At 54.2% G+C, this 17525-nt stretch carries 10 protein-coding genes and 1 pseudogene; 1 reads left to right on the top strand and 10 read right to left on the bottom strand.

Going from position 1 to position 17525, the window contains the following annotated elements; genetic code table 11:
* Positions 1-43: 43 nt before the first annotated feature.
* Complete coding sequence (locus GSQ80_RS18580; protein ID WP_158789144.1) at positions 44-1051, bottom strand: aldolase; 1008 nt, start codon at positions 1049-1051, stop codon at positions 44-46.
* Between the two features lie 67 nt (positions 1052-1118).
* Entirely contained in the window at positions 1119-4592 is a 3474-nt protein-coding gene (locus GSQ80_RS18575) for a TonB-dependent receptor (protein ID WP_158789143.1), read from the bottom strand.
* A 1167-nt stretch (positions 4593-5759) separates the two neighbouring features.
* Here GSQ80_RS18575 and GSQ80_RS18570 point away from each other — a divergent pair.
* Positions 5760-8408, top strand: coding sequence for a glycosyl hydrolase 115 family protein (locus GSQ80_RS18570; protein WP_158789142.1), 2649 nt, complete (start codon positions 5760-5762; stop codon positions 8406-8408).
* Positions 8409-8500: 92 nt separating this feature from the next.
* On the opposite strand, the pseudogene GSQ80_RS18565 reads toward GSQ80_RS18570, so the two are convergent.
* The 8 genes and pseudogenes from GSQ80_RS18565 to GSQ80_RS18530 form a co-directional block, all read right to left on the bottom strand.
* Positions 8501-8904: pseudogene (locus GSQ80_RS18565) on the bottom strand (IS30 family transposase); the annotation flags it as partial.
* Between the two features lie 466 nt (positions 8905-9370).
* Positions 9371-10207, bottom strand: coding sequence for a PAS domain-containing sensor histidine kinase (locus GSQ80_RS18560; RefSeq protein WP_254059757.1), 837 nt, complete (start codon positions 10205-10207; stop codon positions 9371-9373).
* A 433-nt stretch (positions 10208-10640) separates the two neighbouring features.
* Positions 10641-11132, bottom strand: coding sequence for a hypothetical protein (locus GSQ80_RS18555; RefSeq protein WP_158789140.1), 492 nt, complete (start codon positions 11130-11132; stop codon positions 10641-10643).
* A 58-nt stretch (positions 11133-11190) separates the two neighbouring features.
* Entirely contained in the window at positions 11191-11406 is a 216-nt protein-coding gene (locus tag GSQ80_RS18550) for a DNA-directed RNA polymerase subunit omega (RefSeq protein WP_158789139.1), read from the bottom strand.
* Positions 11407-12042: 636 nt separating this feature from the next.
* Positions 12043-12294 carry a hypothetical protein gene (locus GSQ80_RS23125; RefSeq protein WP_216850434.1) on the bottom strand — a complete coding sequence of 84 codons (252 nt, stop codon included), beginning with the start codon at positions 12292-12294 and terminating at the stop codon, positions 12043-12045.
* Between the two features lie 289 nt (positions 12295-12583).
* Positions 12584-13213, bottom strand: coding sequence for a response regulator transcription factor (locus GSQ80_RS18540; RefSeq protein WP_158789137.1), 630 nt, complete (start codon positions 13211-13213; stop codon positions 12584-12586).
* Positions 13210-16299: a sensor histidine kinase gene (locus GSQ80_RS18535; RefSeq protein ID WP_216850432.1), complete on the bottom strand. Its 3090-nt coding sequence runs from the start codon at positions 16297-16299 to the stop codon at positions 13210-13212. Before GSQ80_RS18535 ends, GSQ80_RS18540 begins: the two co-directional genes overlap by 4 nt.
* Positions 16274-17263, bottom strand: coding sequence for a glycoside hydrolase family 16 protein (locus tag GSQ80_RS18530; protein WP_254059756.1), 990 nt, complete (start codon positions 17261-17263; stop codon positions 16274-16276). The genes GSQ80_RS18535 and GSQ80_RS18530 overlap by 26 nt, the downstream gene beginning before the upstream one ends.
* Between the last annotated feature and the right edge of the window lie 262 nt (positions 17264-17525).

The following is a 17525-nucleotide window of genomic DNA, read 5'->3' as shown; positions in this document are numbered from 1 at the left end:
GGTGTTCCCTTCCCGGCGCCTGCTTGAGCTAGCGGCGGTTCCACTATCTTCCCTCCCGGACCAACCGTTGCAAACGCTCGATGCCCCAGTCCAGCTCGGTATAACGAAGCTCAAAGATCTCGGCTTCGAGTAAGCGCTCGATTGTCTCGTTGTGCTTCTCACGCATCTCCGGCATCCCATAAAACACCTGCTGTATGGCGTACCTGGCCACGTCCAAGCGGTAGGGCCTAAGCTCCTGCGGACCGCCTGAGTGCCTGTTTACAAACACGATGTAATCCACCTGCGCGTTCTGCACGCACTGCAGATGCGACATCGGTGCTGTCTGGAGCTCGATAGAAGGCTTTCCCGTAGCGCGCGGCGTGATCTCGAGTCCCCTCAATTCCGGAAACAACTCCGCAGTTGGCGGACGAAAACGTACACGATGGCAATCGCCTGTCACCATGCGGTCTTCTCGATCGTTGATCACGAAAGCTCCATCATCCGTAATATACGTCCATCCAGCTCGAGCGCACGCGTAAGAGAGAGTCGACTTGCCCGCACCCGAATCACCGCACAGCAGCACCCCACTCCCATCCAGCGCGACGCATCCCGCGTGCACCGGCGTCGTGAACCGCGTCGCTACGTGTGTAGCTGGGGTGCCTAGAAGAAAATAGCCTGCGTAAAGCCTGTTTTGGAGTGCCGCTCGTGAGATCGTGATTTGCGACCTGCTTCGTTGCAGATCGTTGACACAGTAATTGTCTCCATCCGCAACCACGATATGCAGCGGCGTCATGAATCGGTAGGTCGGCATCGGCGGGCACTCCATCGAGCTGCACTCAACCACATGAACGTCCACAAGGATAGGCTCCGTGTCGTACTGTTCCTCGAACTTCCCCCAGAGGTCGTCCATGATCTCTAACACCTCGGCGCAGTTCGTACTCACCTCGGCAGGAAAACCAAAGGGGTAAAACATCTTCTTCAGCGAAAGCGCGGGAGCGTCAACCTCGTGCCTGGAAAAATCCAGGGATTGCTTTGCCTCGCACGCCGCTTCAATTTCTCGAATCGTCATCATCGTCATTTGCAGTTGAAACGACCGGGACGGTGCAGAAGCCTGCTCCGTCCCGCTCAATCCTCTCTAGTTAGAACTGATACTTTGCCGCGAATTGGATAATGCGCGGATTGGTTAATGTCGAGGTAATCTTCCCGAAAGTAGAACTGGCAACTGGGTTCACCTGTGTGGCGTCCGTATAACCCAGGCTTGTATTCGGATTGGCGAACTGGGGCGTGTTCGTCAGGTTAAAGGCCTCTGCTCGGAATACGAAGGCGCTCCCGCCTTTGATCGGGAATCGGCGTTCAATTGCCATGTCTATATTGTGTTGTCCTGGGCCGCGCACAATACCTACGCCGCTGTTGCCGAAGTCCTGATCGGCAAGACTCGTCCCGTTCGGTGCCTCGGGAGCTCGCGTAAATGCAGTCGCGTCGAGATACGTATTCTGCACACGGGAGAACAACGACCCGTGTGTCGATGGATTACTACCCGTCCGCTCGGCTCTTACCTCTCCTCCCAACAGTGCATAGACGGAACCTGCGTTGCCGTCGAAAACGCTTAGAGGAATACCCGACTGGAATACGCCAATCCCCGAAAAAACCCAGTCGTTGAGCAGATAGCGGGTGGCTGTCGGTCCTTTATGGAGCTTAGGGGTCTGCCACGTGAAGTTGAACACGACCCGCTGGTCGCGGTCGTCCCCAGCCAAACCGTACGATGTCAGAAGATTGCGTTGATTGTCCGTTGGTAACTGGAGTTCGAAGACATCAGTTCCAGTCTCATTGGCTACCTGGTCCAGGTTTTTCGACCACGTATAGCTACCCTGGAACTGGAATCCATGTTGCATGTGTCGGGTGACGCTCACCTGCAATGCGTTATAGTTCGCGACGAAGACCGAGTCCGTAAACAACGAGCCCTCACTCACGCCTTGAATCGGCATACGCAGTGCGGCATTCGCAATGGAGTTGTTCGTCTGGCCGTTCACCGGGTTCTCGGGACTGGCCAGAGAAGCTTGATCGAACTCAATCTGCCCCGATCGGTGGTTCGAATTCGTCCCCACATATCCCACTTGAAGCACGTAACTGTGTCCCAACGCGTACTGCACATTCAGGTTGTACTCGGTGGTTCTGCCATCGAGCATGTTCGGGTTCGTTCCCTCGATAAACGGGGTCGACGTTGGTGTGCGGGGCGTGAAAACGGGATAGCTGGAGTTGGGCAGCACGTGAGGAACAAATGGATTCTGCAACGTAGCCGCCGCACTCTGGCTTCCTGAAAGAATCTGTAACGACGCAAATGGCGGCTGCGTCAGAGTCTGTTCCGCAAGATTGCCTGAGTGCTCGTCATAGTACAGGCCAACTCCTCCACGGACTACCAGCACCGGCTTGTCCGTCATCTGCCACACAAATCCAAATCGAGGCGAGACGTCTCCAAGCGGTGTCTTATAAAGTCCCGAGAACGATGTCTTCTCCACACCCGCAGGCACCGCTCCTGTAAAGTTCGCCGGCATAGTAAATCCGCTGAAAGTGCCCGCTTCTGGGACTAGCCCCGTAGAGGCAATATTCGCATTGAAGTTTGCTAGCCGTCCGTCTGTTTCTATCGGAGCGCTGAAGATCTCGTAACGCAAGCCTGCATTAATCGTCAGCCGCCTTGTGAGCTTGATATCGTCCTGCGCAAAGCCGCCAAAATCTGTATAACGTTCGTTTCTGCGGAAGATGCCTCCACCGGCCGTAGAGCTCGTCACATTGCTCAGTCCTGAAGGGCTGCCATTCTGCTCTGCGCTCTGTCCAACCAGAAAATCGCTGAAGGTCGCAATCTGCAGTAACCCATCCGTCTCCACCGGCTGGTCTTCGTCCACTTCGTGCCGCTTCACTTCCACACCAAATCGTGCGTTATGCCGGCCACGCGTCCATGAAAAGGTGTCCTGGTAGATGAAGGAATTTGTAACCTGCCACTGCGAGGGCGTGCCGGCGTCGCCAATCATCAGTCCGCCAGCCCAGATGCCTGGGGCGTTGGAATCGGGCCCCACCATACCCGTCGGCGTATCAATTCCAATGGCTTCCGCAGTAAGCGGGTTCACGATGCTCGAAGTACCATCGAAGCGCATGTAACCAAATCGCGCGATATTCAATAAATTCGAGTTGAAGACGTGGGTATCCGCCAGCACAAACATTGTGTTACGTGCCAGTTGCTGTCCACCCCAACCCGGAACATCCGCAGAATTCGGTTCAAACGCCTGTGACTGGGTCGCACGTGAATAGAAAAAGCGTCCGGCCAGCGTGTTCTTCTGGCTCAGCATCTGATCGCCGTTGATCGAAAACTGATCCTCACGGAAGCGCCCCGGAATAGAAAACGTCGACTGCCCCATAGGCAGTTGGTCCGAAGCATCCGGGCCCGTATTCGGCAATGCTATCTGGGGGTTCGGTACAGCCAATTGCCCACTGGGAAGCTTCGCGTTCAGGACCGCAAGCGCTACCGGATTAATATTCGATCCATCGCACGCAACCTGCGTACCACCGGCTAGTGTCAGATAACCCGATGCGGGTTGCCCCATGTCATTCAAATGGTCTGCGGGACAGAACAAAGCACCCAGTGCCGCCGCCGACCTATCAGAGGTGAGAAGCGGGTAGATAGCCGTTACCTTCGACCCTGGGCTCAGGCCATTGACTTCGGTCAAGCCTTCGTAGCCAACGAAGAAAAATGTCTTGTCTCGTACGATGGGGCCACCAACCGTCCCTCCAAACTGATTGTGCTTCAGCTCCGATCTGGGCTGTCCAGCCTGCTTCAGGAAGAAGTCATTCGCATTGAAGATGTTGTTGCGTACAAACTCCCAGGCGCTGCCGTGGAATCGATCGGAGCCGCTCTTGCTCACCATATCGACATTCGCCCCGGTGCCGCGCCCGTACGCAGCGTCGAAGTTTGCGGTTTGTACTTGAAACTCCTCGATCACATCTGGTGCAGGAATCGCCACGCCAACTTCTGAGGTGTTCGCAATGGCAAACGAGTTCTCCACAAGGTTGTTGGCATCCACACCATTGAATTGAAAATTGTTCGCCGTCGGAGTCGCGCCATCCGATGCAACATTCTGCGATCCGGTTCCCATCAGTGTCGCGTTCGGCAGGTCTACAACCACGCCTGGCGACAACCCGAGAATCTGCGTGAAATTGCGATTGGAAAGCGGCAGTCCCTGTATAGCGGTTTCGTTGACCAGGCCGCCGAGTGTTGAGCTCTCCAGCTCAGCCACCTCCGCATCGTTCGCAACCTGCACGCTCGCACTCGCCGTAGCAATCGTCAGGGACACGTTCAGCGACGTCGTCTCGCTCACTGTGACCTCAATTGCTCGCGAAGTATGAGGTGCAAACCCAACAGACGTCACCATGACTGAGTAGTAGCCTGGCTGTAGCAGCTGCACGCGGTAGAACCCCTCGGCGGTTGTCGTTACCTTCCGAGCCGCGTGCGTTGCCTCATTCGAAACCAGAATCTCAGCATTTTGTACGACTCGGCCTGCCGGGTCGTACACAAGACCTGAGATTGCGCCTGTGCCGGGTGTCTGGCCAAGAACAGTTCCCATCAGCAGTAGAAAACATATTGAAAACTTAGCGAGATGATTGGAATGCTTCACGTATACCTTTTGATTGGAAATTTTCGTTGTCCATCAAAGTCTACGGACGGTTGAACGCGCGCTTGTCACCGCCTTGTCCACACTTTGTCACTCTTTCTACACGAGATCCAGAGGGCATGACACGTAAAAAGGGTACGAATAGATCAATTGGGGTCTCGGTTGAGCATTCGACGTGGCGTGGTATATCAACGTGTAGTCGATGTTAATACCGAAGGTTCCGCACGGATTTTCGACTCACACCGGAATTGCTCCAAAGCCCGAAATCGACAAAGCACCGCGCCACGTTCTTGGGGCCAATGACTGGATAATCGCAATCCCCATCAGGCCAGGCAGGCTTCCCCGCTCATATACGGGGGCTGCTGTGAGCTTGAGCGGGCCACGGTTGCTGCCACCTTGGGACACACACCTTCCGCTTGTGGCTGGCCGCCTGGGCACCACCGTAGCCGTGCAACAGAAGGTGATGTGCCACATCAGAACCACGATGAATATTTACGGCGACGTTGCACCTAACGAGATGACGGACCGCGAGAGCTCAAGGCCGCATATATCGTTCATTATAAGCGACTTGCTAAGGAACCACTCGCTGTGACCATGCATTGCAACGCGGAAACCGCCCTTGGCCGCCGCGCCGCTCCAGACGCCCTCCGTATGCCTACAAACGCACCGAATGAATCCTGGCCGGCCATTCCAAGGTCGAGTCATCGCCACAATCAAGGCGGCATTCGAGAGGAAAGAATTGCCCGCTCTTGAGCCGGGTGCCGTGTCCTACATGGTGGCGAATCCGTCCTATCTTACCGATAACGACGGCCACAATGGCCCTCACCTCATGTTCTACGCACCAACCAGGAACAGCGCAGCCTGGAGTGCGAATCTCCCCGATTCCCTGGTTATCGGGGGGATTTCTAGTATTTGTCCGACCAGCCGTATTCTCAGCTCCAAAACTTTCCGTCCATAGCCGTATTCTTGGTGGGCGTGGACAAATGGTCCGATGACACACGCCTTGGTTATAGCTCGCGACTAGATTTCTAATGGGTTTGGAGTGGGCATATGAGATGAGTGTTTGTTCTTTCTCATCCGGACATTAGGGGTGTACTCGGAGTGAAGCAAGTTGTTAGGTTGGAAGCGCTTTTTATCTTCTTTATGTTCTTTGTGGGTGTGAGCCGTACCCAGAGCATCGGGGAGCAGCCGTATGTCGCATTCACTGCCAACTCTCCAGGTTTTCCGATTGTCAGCCATGGGAAAGCGACACCGATTCTAGTCAGCAAGGACGACTGGCCTGGCGTGGTGCGGGTTGCGGGGGACCTTCGCGACGATATTCAACGCGTTTCAGGAGAAACTCCGGTCGTTCTCAACGCGGTGGGCGATGCGGGTAAGACCACCCCGATCATCCTGGGCACTATCGGCCATAGCCCGTTGATCGACGATCTCATTCGCCGCCACAAGCTGGACGCCTCCGGCGTTGCGGGCCACTGGGAATCTGCAGTAACCACTATCGTAGGGAATCCATTTCCCGGTATAAGCCGCGCGCTCGTTCTCGCTGGAGCAGACAAGCGCGGCACCATCTACGCCACGTATGATCTCTCCGAACAAATCGGGGTTTCGCCCTGGTATTGGTGGGCAGACGTCCGCATTCCGCACCACGACACCTTGATCGTCAATCCCGGTAGACACCTGCAACCTGAGCCTGCGGTGAAATACCGCGGCATCTTCCTCAATGACGAGGCGCCTGCGCTGTCCGGGTGGACAAGTGAAAAGTTCGGCGGGATGAATTCCAAGTTTTACACGAAGGTGTTTGAGCTTCTACTGAGGCTCAAGGCGAATTTCCTTTGGCCGGCGATGTGGAACAACGCCTTCGCTACGGATGATCCCGAGAACACTCGGCTCGCGGATGAATATGGCATCGTGATGGGTACATCGCATGAAGAACCGATGATGCGCGCCGAGAAAGAATGGACTCAGAATCCGAATCATGGTCCCTGGAACTATTCAACCAATTCAAAACAGATTGACGAATATTGGCGCGAGGGAATGATCCGCAATAAGAACTATGAGCAGATCGTGACCGTCGGGATGCGTGGTTTGGGCGACACTCCGATGTCCGCCGCGGCGGGCAGTCAGCAGCTCGAAACCATCGTCACCAAACAGCGCGAGATCCTGAAAGAGACAGTGAATTCGGATATCACAAAGGTCCCCCAGCTCTGGGCACTGTATAAGGAGGTGCAGGATTACTACGAGAAAGGCATGCGGGTGCCCGACGATGTAACCCTGCTCTGGTCGGACGATAACTGGGGCGACCTGCGCCGTGTCCCAACGTCAGAGGAGAGAAAGCGTTCGGGTGGGACCGGTATCTACTATCACTTCGATTATGTGGGAGGGCCTCGCTCCTACAAATGGCTTAACACCAACTATGTTCCCAAGATCTGGGAGCAGATGCACATCGCGCTAACCTACGGTGCGGATCGCATCTGGATTGTGAATGTCGGGGATCTGAAACCGATGGAATTCCCCATCGAGTTCTTTCTCGACTATGCCCGCACACCGGCACGCTGGAATCAGGACAACCTGCATCAATTTACCGTGGATTGGGCTAAGCGCGAATTTGGTTCAGATCATGCCGAGGATATTGCTTCCATCGTCGAGGGATACACTCGCCTGAACAGCGCCCGTAAACCCGAACTACTGGATCCGAACACATTCTCCATCACGAACTACAACGAGGCCGATCGTGTGGCGGCCGAGTGGAATGGTCTGATCCAGCGAACCGACGCTCTCGCGAAGGAACTGCCCGCCGACGAACAGGCAAGCTTTTTCGAATTGGTCAAATACCCGGTGGATGCCAGCGGCAATGTCGCGCTCATGTACATCGCTGCCGGCCGCAATGCCTTCAGCTCACGCCTGGGCGATATGAAGACCAACGAGTACAAGTCCGAGGTAGAGCGTCGCTTCACTTTGGACAAGCAGCTAACCGACGAATACAACCATCAACTCCTGGGTGGAAAGTGGGACCACATGATGGATCAAACCCACATCGGCTACACGTACTGGAACGAGCCTCCCGCCAACGCCATGCCCGCTGTCACTGAGCTTCAGCCGGGGGGTCACGAATTGCACATCACTCCGAACGAACCTTCCAGCCGTTTACTCGGATTCCTGCACAACGCTCAACTGGTCCAGGCTTCCGGTCAGCCGCCGCCCGATGACTTCAAAGGCTTCGTCGAGCAGGACAACGTCGTGGCCATAGAAGCAGCCGACACATCCGCGCGCACTGGCGGAGCTCTCAACTCCGCGGAAGCGCACTGGGTAGATCTGCCAGCTTACGGCGAGGGCAAGTCCGCTATGACTGTATTTCCTGTCGATGCGTCGAGTGATATCCACTCACCCGCGAGCCTGAGCTACAGCGTGTACCTATATGACACGAAAGACCTCACGCTGCACTTGCGTTTAGCCCCGACCCTGAACTTCGTTCCGGGTCGCGGGCTTCGCGTGGCCATCTCCTTCGACGATGGACCGCGCCAAGTGATCGACACCCTGGAGCACAACACCAATCTTGACTGGGACATTGCTGTCAGCGACGACGCCAGAAATGTCGAGGTCCCACTCCCGATCTCGGAGCCCGGCGAGCATACGCTGCATATTTGGGCGGTAGACCCTGCCGTCGTCCTGGAGAGCGTAATCATCGCGCACGGCCAACTCAGACCCAGCTACTTTGGGCCCCCCGAAAGCCCACACGATGCTGTCGCTGCGGCGGCGTTCAGCCAACGTTGAGCTCTTAACGTGTCCATACGTTCCTTCCTGGTGCTTGAAAAACGGCGTCTTCCAAAGCTACCTGCCCGAAGTTCCCGCAAAGTCTGGCGATCTCAACGGGTCGATGCAACGCTGGCTTGGAGTTTACTAGCAGGAGCTTCAAAGCCCAAAGTTTTCCTCGGGCGTTGATTGAGTTGCAGTGCCACTTTGTCGAGGTGGGCCTGGAAGTAGCCGGACAAGTAGGTTTTCTTGAGGAAGTACTGTCGCAGTAGCCCGTTGATGTTTCGTTTGTACCGCGCTGCCAGGGGCTCTGCGGATCGCAAAAGTAGACGTTCACCTTCGTAGCTATGGTGAAGCTTTTGTGTTTGGCCATCTCCAGTCCGCGGTCCCAGGTCAGCGAGCGCCGCAAAGACGCGGGGAGTTCACGAACCTGCCGGCTCAGCGCGGCGACGACGGTTGCTGTATCTTTGCTCTGCGTTTTAACCAGGATGACAAAACGCGAATGTCGTTCCACCAAGACGTCAGCGCTAATAGCCGCGGGCCGCTTTCACGCTCCGATCGCTGCAATCTATCCACTGTCGGCCATCAAGGAAGCTGTAGCGCACACGCTCCGTGGAGGGAAAGTCCTCCTCGAAGTTAGCCCGCGACTTTGTTGAGCGGTCCGGACACACACTGTGTTATCGCCCGAAAATAACATGGTGAACGCAATGTAGGTGACGAGCGATGACCTCAAACACTGTCGAACAACAGGCCTGTTTCGATCTCAATGCCGACATCAATGAGACGGAAGGGCCACCTAAAGCACTGTTCTCTTCGCGTCTTCGTAGGCGCGAAACTCGGTACAATAATGTCCTCGGCCACGCTACCTCGAGGACCTTGGTTCGGCCGTGATGCCGAGGCCGCCGCTGCCAATTCATTCTCAACCGTAATCAGAGTCCGGTATTGAGTTGATCAAGACGTTCTTCCTTTGGATCAGCCGGGAGCTATTCCTCTCCGCAGATAACAGCCTCCGATTTGTACCCGTGTTCACCGCTTGAGGGCGAGGTAACCATCCCGTCGAGTTCGTCGATGCCAGACTCTATTCCCCGGAAGGAACCGACGATCCTCTCATCGGAGAGAGCAGGCGCTACGGCAATCAGATCATTTAAAGGTAACAATCTATTCTTCGTAAGACTCAGTGTGAATACCGTTCTCTCTCGATTCGATTCTTCGAGGCAGACGCTACCGCCGTGTTCTTCAGCTATTCGACGAGCAAAGGTGAGTCCCAAGCCTGTTCCGTTGGGTTTTCCTGCCGTCACGAACGGATCGAACAACGTCCTTCGGACCGAGACAGGTATGCCAGGGCCATTGTCTAGAATTGTGAGGTAGATCCGTTCATCGACTTCCGTAAAATGGACCTTCACCTCAGGCACGTGAGTCGAGCATGCCGCAGCTTGGCAGGCATTGAGCAGCAAGTTGTATATGGCACTTTCAAGGTTCCTCGCATCGATGTCTGCTTCCGTCGGCGGGAACTTGCCGACTATGATGGACACGTTCCGCCCGTCTGGATGAAACTTCACTGCCGCAACGGCTTTCTCAACAACCTGGGAAACACGTACACGGACAAGCGGGCTTTTCCGTCCGCTACTACCGAATTGCAGCAATGATTCAATACGCTCTGTCATCGCGAGCACCGCTTCTTGAATTTCGAGCAGCAGCTCAGCCCGTACGCACGCACATATATCGTCGCGCTCGAGGAACTCGGCGTTCGCATAGATGGCCGTGAGCGAGTGGCGCATATCGTGGGATATCGAGCATGCCATCCTGCCGATTGTCGACATCCTCTCTGTCTCTATTAGTTGACGTGACGCAGGCCGCTGCGGCTCCTTTCGCAGATCCAGATCAACGCACTTATCAAACATAAGGATATTGCCTCGGCCTGAACTCTCTGTTTTCCCAGGGTGTGTACTCACCGTTTCTCCTTGTGATTTGGAGACATAGATCGAATGACTGGCGCCTGCGACTTCGAGGGTGTGGTTCCCGGCTCGTGCGGCATACCATCGTTCGAGACCAGGAGTTGATGGTTCTATCTGTCTTTTCTTTCACTTCTTTGAAATTGTTGACTGCGTCGAATACCTGCAATCGTGCTATACGGTGGCCAGCTCAGCAGGACGATCGGCTACAAGCACTCTTGCAATCGCACCCATGGCTGGGCCGCCATGAAATTCGCAGATCTTTGTACCTATTCATGGTGCGTCCGAAACTAAAGGCCACCTATGCGTCATAACAAACTGCCGATACGGAGAGAGGCGGAACTGAGCTAAGACGGTCAATCTCATCCATGACAAGCCCTTGCACCTCAGATGGAGATACACCGAGAAACTTCGCAACTTCTGTTTCAGACGAACGGATGATCAATCTCAGTATGAATGCCAGGCGGGGGAGATCGGGCAAGCTACCAGTCGAACTCGGCTGAAAAAACTGGTTCTCATCTTCCTCTCTTCGCGCGTCTGACAGTACAGCAATCGATTGGGTGATGAGAACGTCTCGAGCCTGACTGTAAGTGAGTGTTGGCATGGAAGATTCAAATGCAGTCATATCGAGCTTCACTATCGTGCGCGCGAATGTATCTTCGACGAGCTTGCCATCTGCTACGAGATACCATGCCAGCATCGCGAACTCATCCAGATGCTCGAGCAGTAAGAAGCACCATGATGCGCTTTTCGGTGATGGGGCAAATGATACAGATGTGAATGAAGTTGCCATGGTTGTTACTCCTAGCTTCGTAAGGGGGAGGGCTGAAATCTAATTAACTGCGGGGGCGTCATGCAGCATGGCCTTCCGAACTGCTGGCCGCCTCCGCAGCACCGCGGTCTGCTCTTGGTTTTGAGCAGCCGAACCGCTCGAACACGTCGTTCATCGTATCCTGCACCCGGGTGTTAGGGCGATGCAGTTTGCGGGTTGCCTTCGCTATCAGCCGAGCGAGTAAATAGCGATTCGGTTCATAGCCGAGAGCCATAAATGTTAAGTCAGCACGCATTGTGTTCCTCCGGAAGCCCAATCTTAGTTGTAGACGTTAACTTTAGGATTGATGATCTGCAGTGTGACGATGGCAGCTGTTTTTGAGGCGCACCCTTAGGTGTAGGTACGACTAGCGATCTCTGTCGCTGCGCCTGATCTCGACTTGGATTGGTTCGTTCCTTGAGCCACGACCGCACGCTGAACGCGAATACGCCAATGCAAAACAGCTTCGCGGAATTAAAGCCAAGCTGTGATGTTCGCAATGCAATTACACAGACGATCAAGCTGTTGGCTATTGCGACGGGGAATCCGATCCAAGATTTTCGCGCGAGCAGTATTGTCGCTAGGATGGTGAAGAGACAAGAAAGATAATCCAAATGGAACATCACGAAAACTGAACCTCCAATTGAAGCTTCATCCGATTCAGAGAACCGACGATTCGCAATTCTCTGATTCGTCTTCCGTGCTCGATACTGCTAAAGTGACTATGAAGGAAGACTCGGACGATTGCATCCCGCGAAGGAAGGTATTTTCAACGCTGGCGACGGATGGGTATCGGATACCACTATTTAGGGATTTGATTCCTAGGCATGGGGACCACTGGTTGCGTTCAATCTCGATGAAGTTCGGAAATTTCCTGAGGATCATCGACGAGTCAAACGCGGCGATCAGGGATGATGATTTCGCGACGACCGAAGAGATGCGCATCAAATGAAAAAGCTCCCGGGCCAAGTAAGACAAGCGCGCCAGATATCGCAGCCAGATTGAATGCAGTTAGCGCACTGATGTGGTTGTTCGCTTCAGTCATCAAAGACGGCGAAACGCCTATCAGGAGATAACTAATCGTTGCCACTGCACTTGCAGCGGGTGTGAGGAAGCCGACGAAAATTGCCGCTCCAACAGCCATTGCGAGCGATCCAATGACCCAAGCGCAAATCGCATGACTGTTGGGTCCAGCGAACGCGTCAATTGCGCAAACGATTGCATTGACGGCAACGGTAAGCCGCAGAAAGATGAGGCCGATGCCTGGCCAACCCTCAGGGAAGCTGGAAAAGAGCCTTTGCATCCGGTGCCTCCTCAGGCACAAAGATGCGCCAATAGGAGGCTAGCTTCTTTCTCTGCGAATTGAACCCCCAGAAGGAGTGCTTTATCTGTACCACTTGGAAATTCCAGGGCACTCGGAAGTGTGGGTAAAACTAGAGATGTATGATCCCGCGCCTAATTCCGACAGCGACGGCCTCGGTGCGGTCGTTTGCGCCAAGTTTTTCCATGATGTGCTTGATATGTCCCTTCACCGTTTCTTCAGAAATGAAAAGGAGCGCTGCGATGTCGCTGTTGCGATTTCCCCCTGCGACCTTCTGAAGGATCTCAACCTCTCGCTTGCTCAACGTTTCATCCCCAATATGCTCGATGAGCTGAACTGCGACCTCGGGGGGGATTTGTTTCTTCCCGGCGTGCACTTTGCGGATCATATCAACGAGTTGCTTTCGGGGCATGCTTTTGAGCATGTAACCTTGCGCTCCCGCCGCTAGCGCGCGCTGAATCTCGGCGTCTCCTTCAAACGTCGTTAGCATGATCACCCGGGCATCTGCAGACTCTGTGCGAATGGCAAGCAATGCGTCGATGCCCCCCATATCCGGCATCCGGACATCCATGAGTATCACGTCGGGCTGATGTTCACGAAATCCTTGAATGGCTTCGTATCCAGTTGATGCCTCTCCAACCAATTGCATGTCGGATTCATTCCTGATGACGGCCGCAATGCCTTCTCTCATTAGAGGATGGTCGTCAACGCAGAAGACTCGAATCCTTGGGGTAGTGCTCATTTATGTACTCGCTTCGCTTTGTCATGCTCCGGTGTCTCTAGCCTCTCCCGGCTGAGCCAACGAAACCACTGCACTATCGGGCCATTCGAACCTTTTTGGAATGCGATCGTGCCGGGAACCGTTAACTCTATTTCAGTTCCCGCGCCAATGCGGCTTCGAAGTCTTAGATTAGCGCCAATTCTTTCGGAGCGCTCTCGGATGCCGACGAGTCCCCAGTGCCCCTCACGGCCTGAATGCAGCACTTGAGGGTCGATTCCACGGCCATCGTCTCGCACCAACACTTTAAGATGTCTGCTCGCATATTCCACTTCGACTTCGATACGGTTCGCCTGTGCATGCATAAATGCATTCAATAAAGCCTCGCGGCCAATGCGATAGACTTCATCTCGGATCAGCGGCCGCAATGGACGCGTAACACTATCCGCGATAACGCGGAAATCAGTTTTGTCATCGAGGGGTAATTCCTGTCGCAGTCGCGAGAAGGCGGTCTCAAGGTTTTGGTTGCCCGAATCCGTGGTGCGCAACCCGCGCAGCGCATTTCTACCTTCTTCAGTGACTGTACTCATCAATTGCAGGACCCGTCTCAAGAGAGGTTTAGTGGGAGAGTCCTCCGGGAGTTGGTCTTCCGCTACATCAAGCTGGAGAGAGGCGCTCAGAACACCTTGCAGCAGCGTGTCATGCAATTCCTGCGCAATGCGTGTACGCTCGGCGAGCCGCTCTTGGAAGCCAACATTCAATCGTTTCGTCAATTGGTGAATGCGCAAGCGATAAATGGCGAGGATCGTCAAGCAACACACTGCAAGACAAGCCACTCGAAACCACCACGTTTGCCAGAACGCAGGTTCAATCACGAAAGGGACAGAAGCCTCCGGACCATTCCAAAGTCCGACACTGTTGGAGGCAACAATGCGAAAGAGATAGGTTCCAGGGCCCAGGTTTTTATAGACAACCTGCCTTGACGCAACGATATCGCTCCAGCCTTGATCGGAACCATCGAGCTTGTAGCGAAAACGGATGCGTTCTCGTGCAGCCAAGTTAATATTGTTGTAATTCAAGGTAATGCTCTGAATTCCAGAGGGAATCTTGATGGGGTTCTGCGCATTAACCCGATTGCCTCCAACGGACATAGATTCGATTCGCACTGCGACCGGGATCGAACTTCTGGAGATGACGATGGGATCGGCCATGGACAATCCCGACTTAAGTGAGATCCAGATGCGTCCTTCAGGATCAGCAACTACGGTGCGGTCCCGACTCACGCCTTCCACCCCTTGGAGGCCGTCGTCGATTCCATAGCTTTGCACATCGGTATCAGAGAGCAGTCCGCTCAAAAGCCCGTCCCTGTTGACGCGAAGTACGTGATCCGAGGTGGTGAACCATAGAGAACCCATCCCGTCTTCCGCAACTCCGAAGATCTGCTCCCGTAACGCTTCAGGCAACCTCGCTGGAACTTTGATCTTTCCGGAGGATATGTACGCCAGACCGCCGGGAGTTACGATCCACACCACGTGCTTTGTGTCTTCAAAGATTGTTCTTACTACTGACGATGGTAGGCCGTCGTTAGCCGTGTAAATCGTCCAATGCCGATTTGCGTACGAAGCTAAACCGCTGGGGGTAGCCAACCATGTTGTCCCATCGAAGCCTTCGACTATGGAATTGACAGCATTTGAGGGGAGTCCACTGGAGTCCGAATAATTGGTAAATTTCCCGCCATTCAATCTGCTTACGCCAGCGCTTACAGTCCCAGCCCAGATCGTCCCATCGCGATCACGGTGCACGGAATAAACGCTGTTCTGCGCCAGGCCATCCGCCTGTGTATAGGTATGGGCCGCAAATGAATCCCCCTTGTCGGTCAGCAAGGTGAGACCGCCATGTTGCCGACCGACGCAGACTTCACCGTCACCACCGCTAATGGAATACACAACATCATGTTCCAGTCCATCAACAGCTATATGACCGACTTGCCCTTCCTTCATCCAATAGAGGCCACCGGAGAGCGGCGCAAACCAGATCCGACCCGTGGAGTCGGGGTAGACTGAGCCAATGCCGGTTGTCGGAAGACCGTCAGAAGCCGAATAGGTTGTAAACATTCCATTTCGCAGTCGCTCGACTCCTCGAGAACCCCCAAACCAAATATCTCCGTCGAGATCTTCATAGATTGCTGTTACTTCGAACCCAGGCTTAGGGTTGAGCGAAACAGCGCCGGATGGAGTAACGCGCACGATGCCATGGTTCGTTCCAATCCAGATGTTTAAGTCACGATCTCTGGCCATCGCCAGAATCTGTAGTTGCTTCAGCGAAGAAGTTAATTTAAGGGTGGCCAGTACGCCGCCCTCCCACAAATGAATGCCGTTGTCGGTTCCAATCCATAGGCCGCCGGTGTCTGCGGGTAGAAGGGCATTGATCTTCGAACCCTTGAGCTCCTCGGCAGCTGCGGAAATGCGATTCTGGCTCAGACGAAAGAGACCGTTGTCTTGTGTGCCGAGCCATATACTCTGGTCTCGCGTCGCAGCCAGGGAGATGACAGTACCGGGATTTTGCTCTGCACCGACTATGGTCTCCAGGCGTCCTCCCTCAAATCGGACTGTCCGGTCCCCGAGTCCGGAGAGAATGACGCGACCCCTGTCGTCGGAAGCGATCGCTGTAAACGTGATGCCCTGAAGATCGAATCGACTGTATGGATCCTCAAATTTCCCATCATGATAAAGCAGCATGCGGGGACCTTCGAGACGAATCCAGAGATTCCCGCTGGCATCGGTAACGAGGCCGCGCACGGGACCAATCGGAGGCGAATCCGGAAGAGGTCGCTGGATCAGAATGAAATTCGATCCGTCGAATCGAACCAGACCTCTTTCGGTTCCAATCCACAAATAACCATCGGCCGATTGGCGAATGGCGTAAATCCTTCCTCCAATAAATCCTTTATCCTCACCCCACTTGTCATGTACGTATTGTGAGAGTCTCCGGCTAGGGTCTAATCCAAAAGCAGTATTCACAAGACATAAGAGCACGATCCCCTGTATGAGTCCCTTGCGTAGCCGATGCCTCTGCATCACGGTTTCACGGTAGGAATTCGAATTTTTCAATCACAACCTCGATCGGTTGCTGAGAAGAGCTCTTCGTAGGTCGATAACTGTACAAGCCCATGTGAACCGTTTCCTTGGCAGGAGTCGGAACCCCCGAGGTAAAGATATGTTCACTAATGGTCGCGGCTCCGGAGCCTATCCCCGATCCACGGACAGTCTTAAAGGAAGCACGTCCGGACTCCCAACGTAATATGTGCGTCAGCACTCCGGCCGGGGCCGTGAATCGAGAGACGTTTTCAGGGACATAAAAAGGTTGGACAACATATTGCGCATTATTGCTGTCTGCAATACCCCAGCGGCTCAATTCGATGTCAAGTTCTCCAGGAAGGTCATCCGTTCGAAAGTCATCATTTGTGTACAACCCCAGAGCCGCAGATGGCCCAAAATGACCGGTATCTTGAACGACAAAGATGTATGAGCCATAACCCAGACTGCGAGTCAGACTCACCTCGGCACATGTCCATAGGCCATCATGCTCCTCCATGCGAAGATGCAGGAAACCGTTCTTATCGGTCCACACATTCGATGGATCGTAAGAGTTGGGTTGCCCTCCTCGGTCACTCGCCGTGTTACGCACGCTCCAGTCATATCCACTAAAGTGGATGACCTTAGAAACAATCGGTGCCGCAGGCATGCCCTTTGAAGTAGCGATTGCGACCACGCCGTTGCCTTGTGCGGGCAAAGTCGCAACCTTGGTTGCAGGGTGAAAGCCGGGCTCAACTAAGATCGCTGCATAATCGGTGCCGAGATGGGTCGAGTTTCTCCATGTCGAATCGGGTTGAATTTTCGTAAACGGCTGATTCGCAAAAGGCTGAATCCACCAAATATCACTGCGTGCGTAAAGTACGATCTGTTGACCGGGTTTCACACCGCTTGCCCGTCCTTCAATAAAATCCAGTTGTACCGGACCTCCAGGATTAGCGGATGGGACTAGCGTGATTTGAACGCTTGGCTTAGGAGGCATCCTATTCGAACTGCAGGCAGAGAGAAGGACGCTCATGAAAATGAGAAGTCTATTCGATCGATGCTTTTTGATGGAGGACGTGCAACGGGAAGGTTTCATATTCCTCCAAATGTCGCAATATCTGACAGTGAGCGAAGCCGATTCGTCTTAACGAGGGGCAGAAATGCAGCGCGCAAGAGGATTGACAGGAAATCACAACTCCGCAAGCAAAAGCTTACACAATCTACCGGCTATCGCACCACGTTTTTGGATTATCGTAGCT

The organism is Granulicella sp. L46, from assembly GCF_009765785.1.
In the GTDB taxonomy this organism is placed as follows: domain Bacteria; phylum Acidobacteriota; class Terriglobia; order Terriglobales; family Acidobacteriaceae; genus Granulicella.
This window is presented reverse-complemented; position numbering and strand designations above follow the sequence as displayed.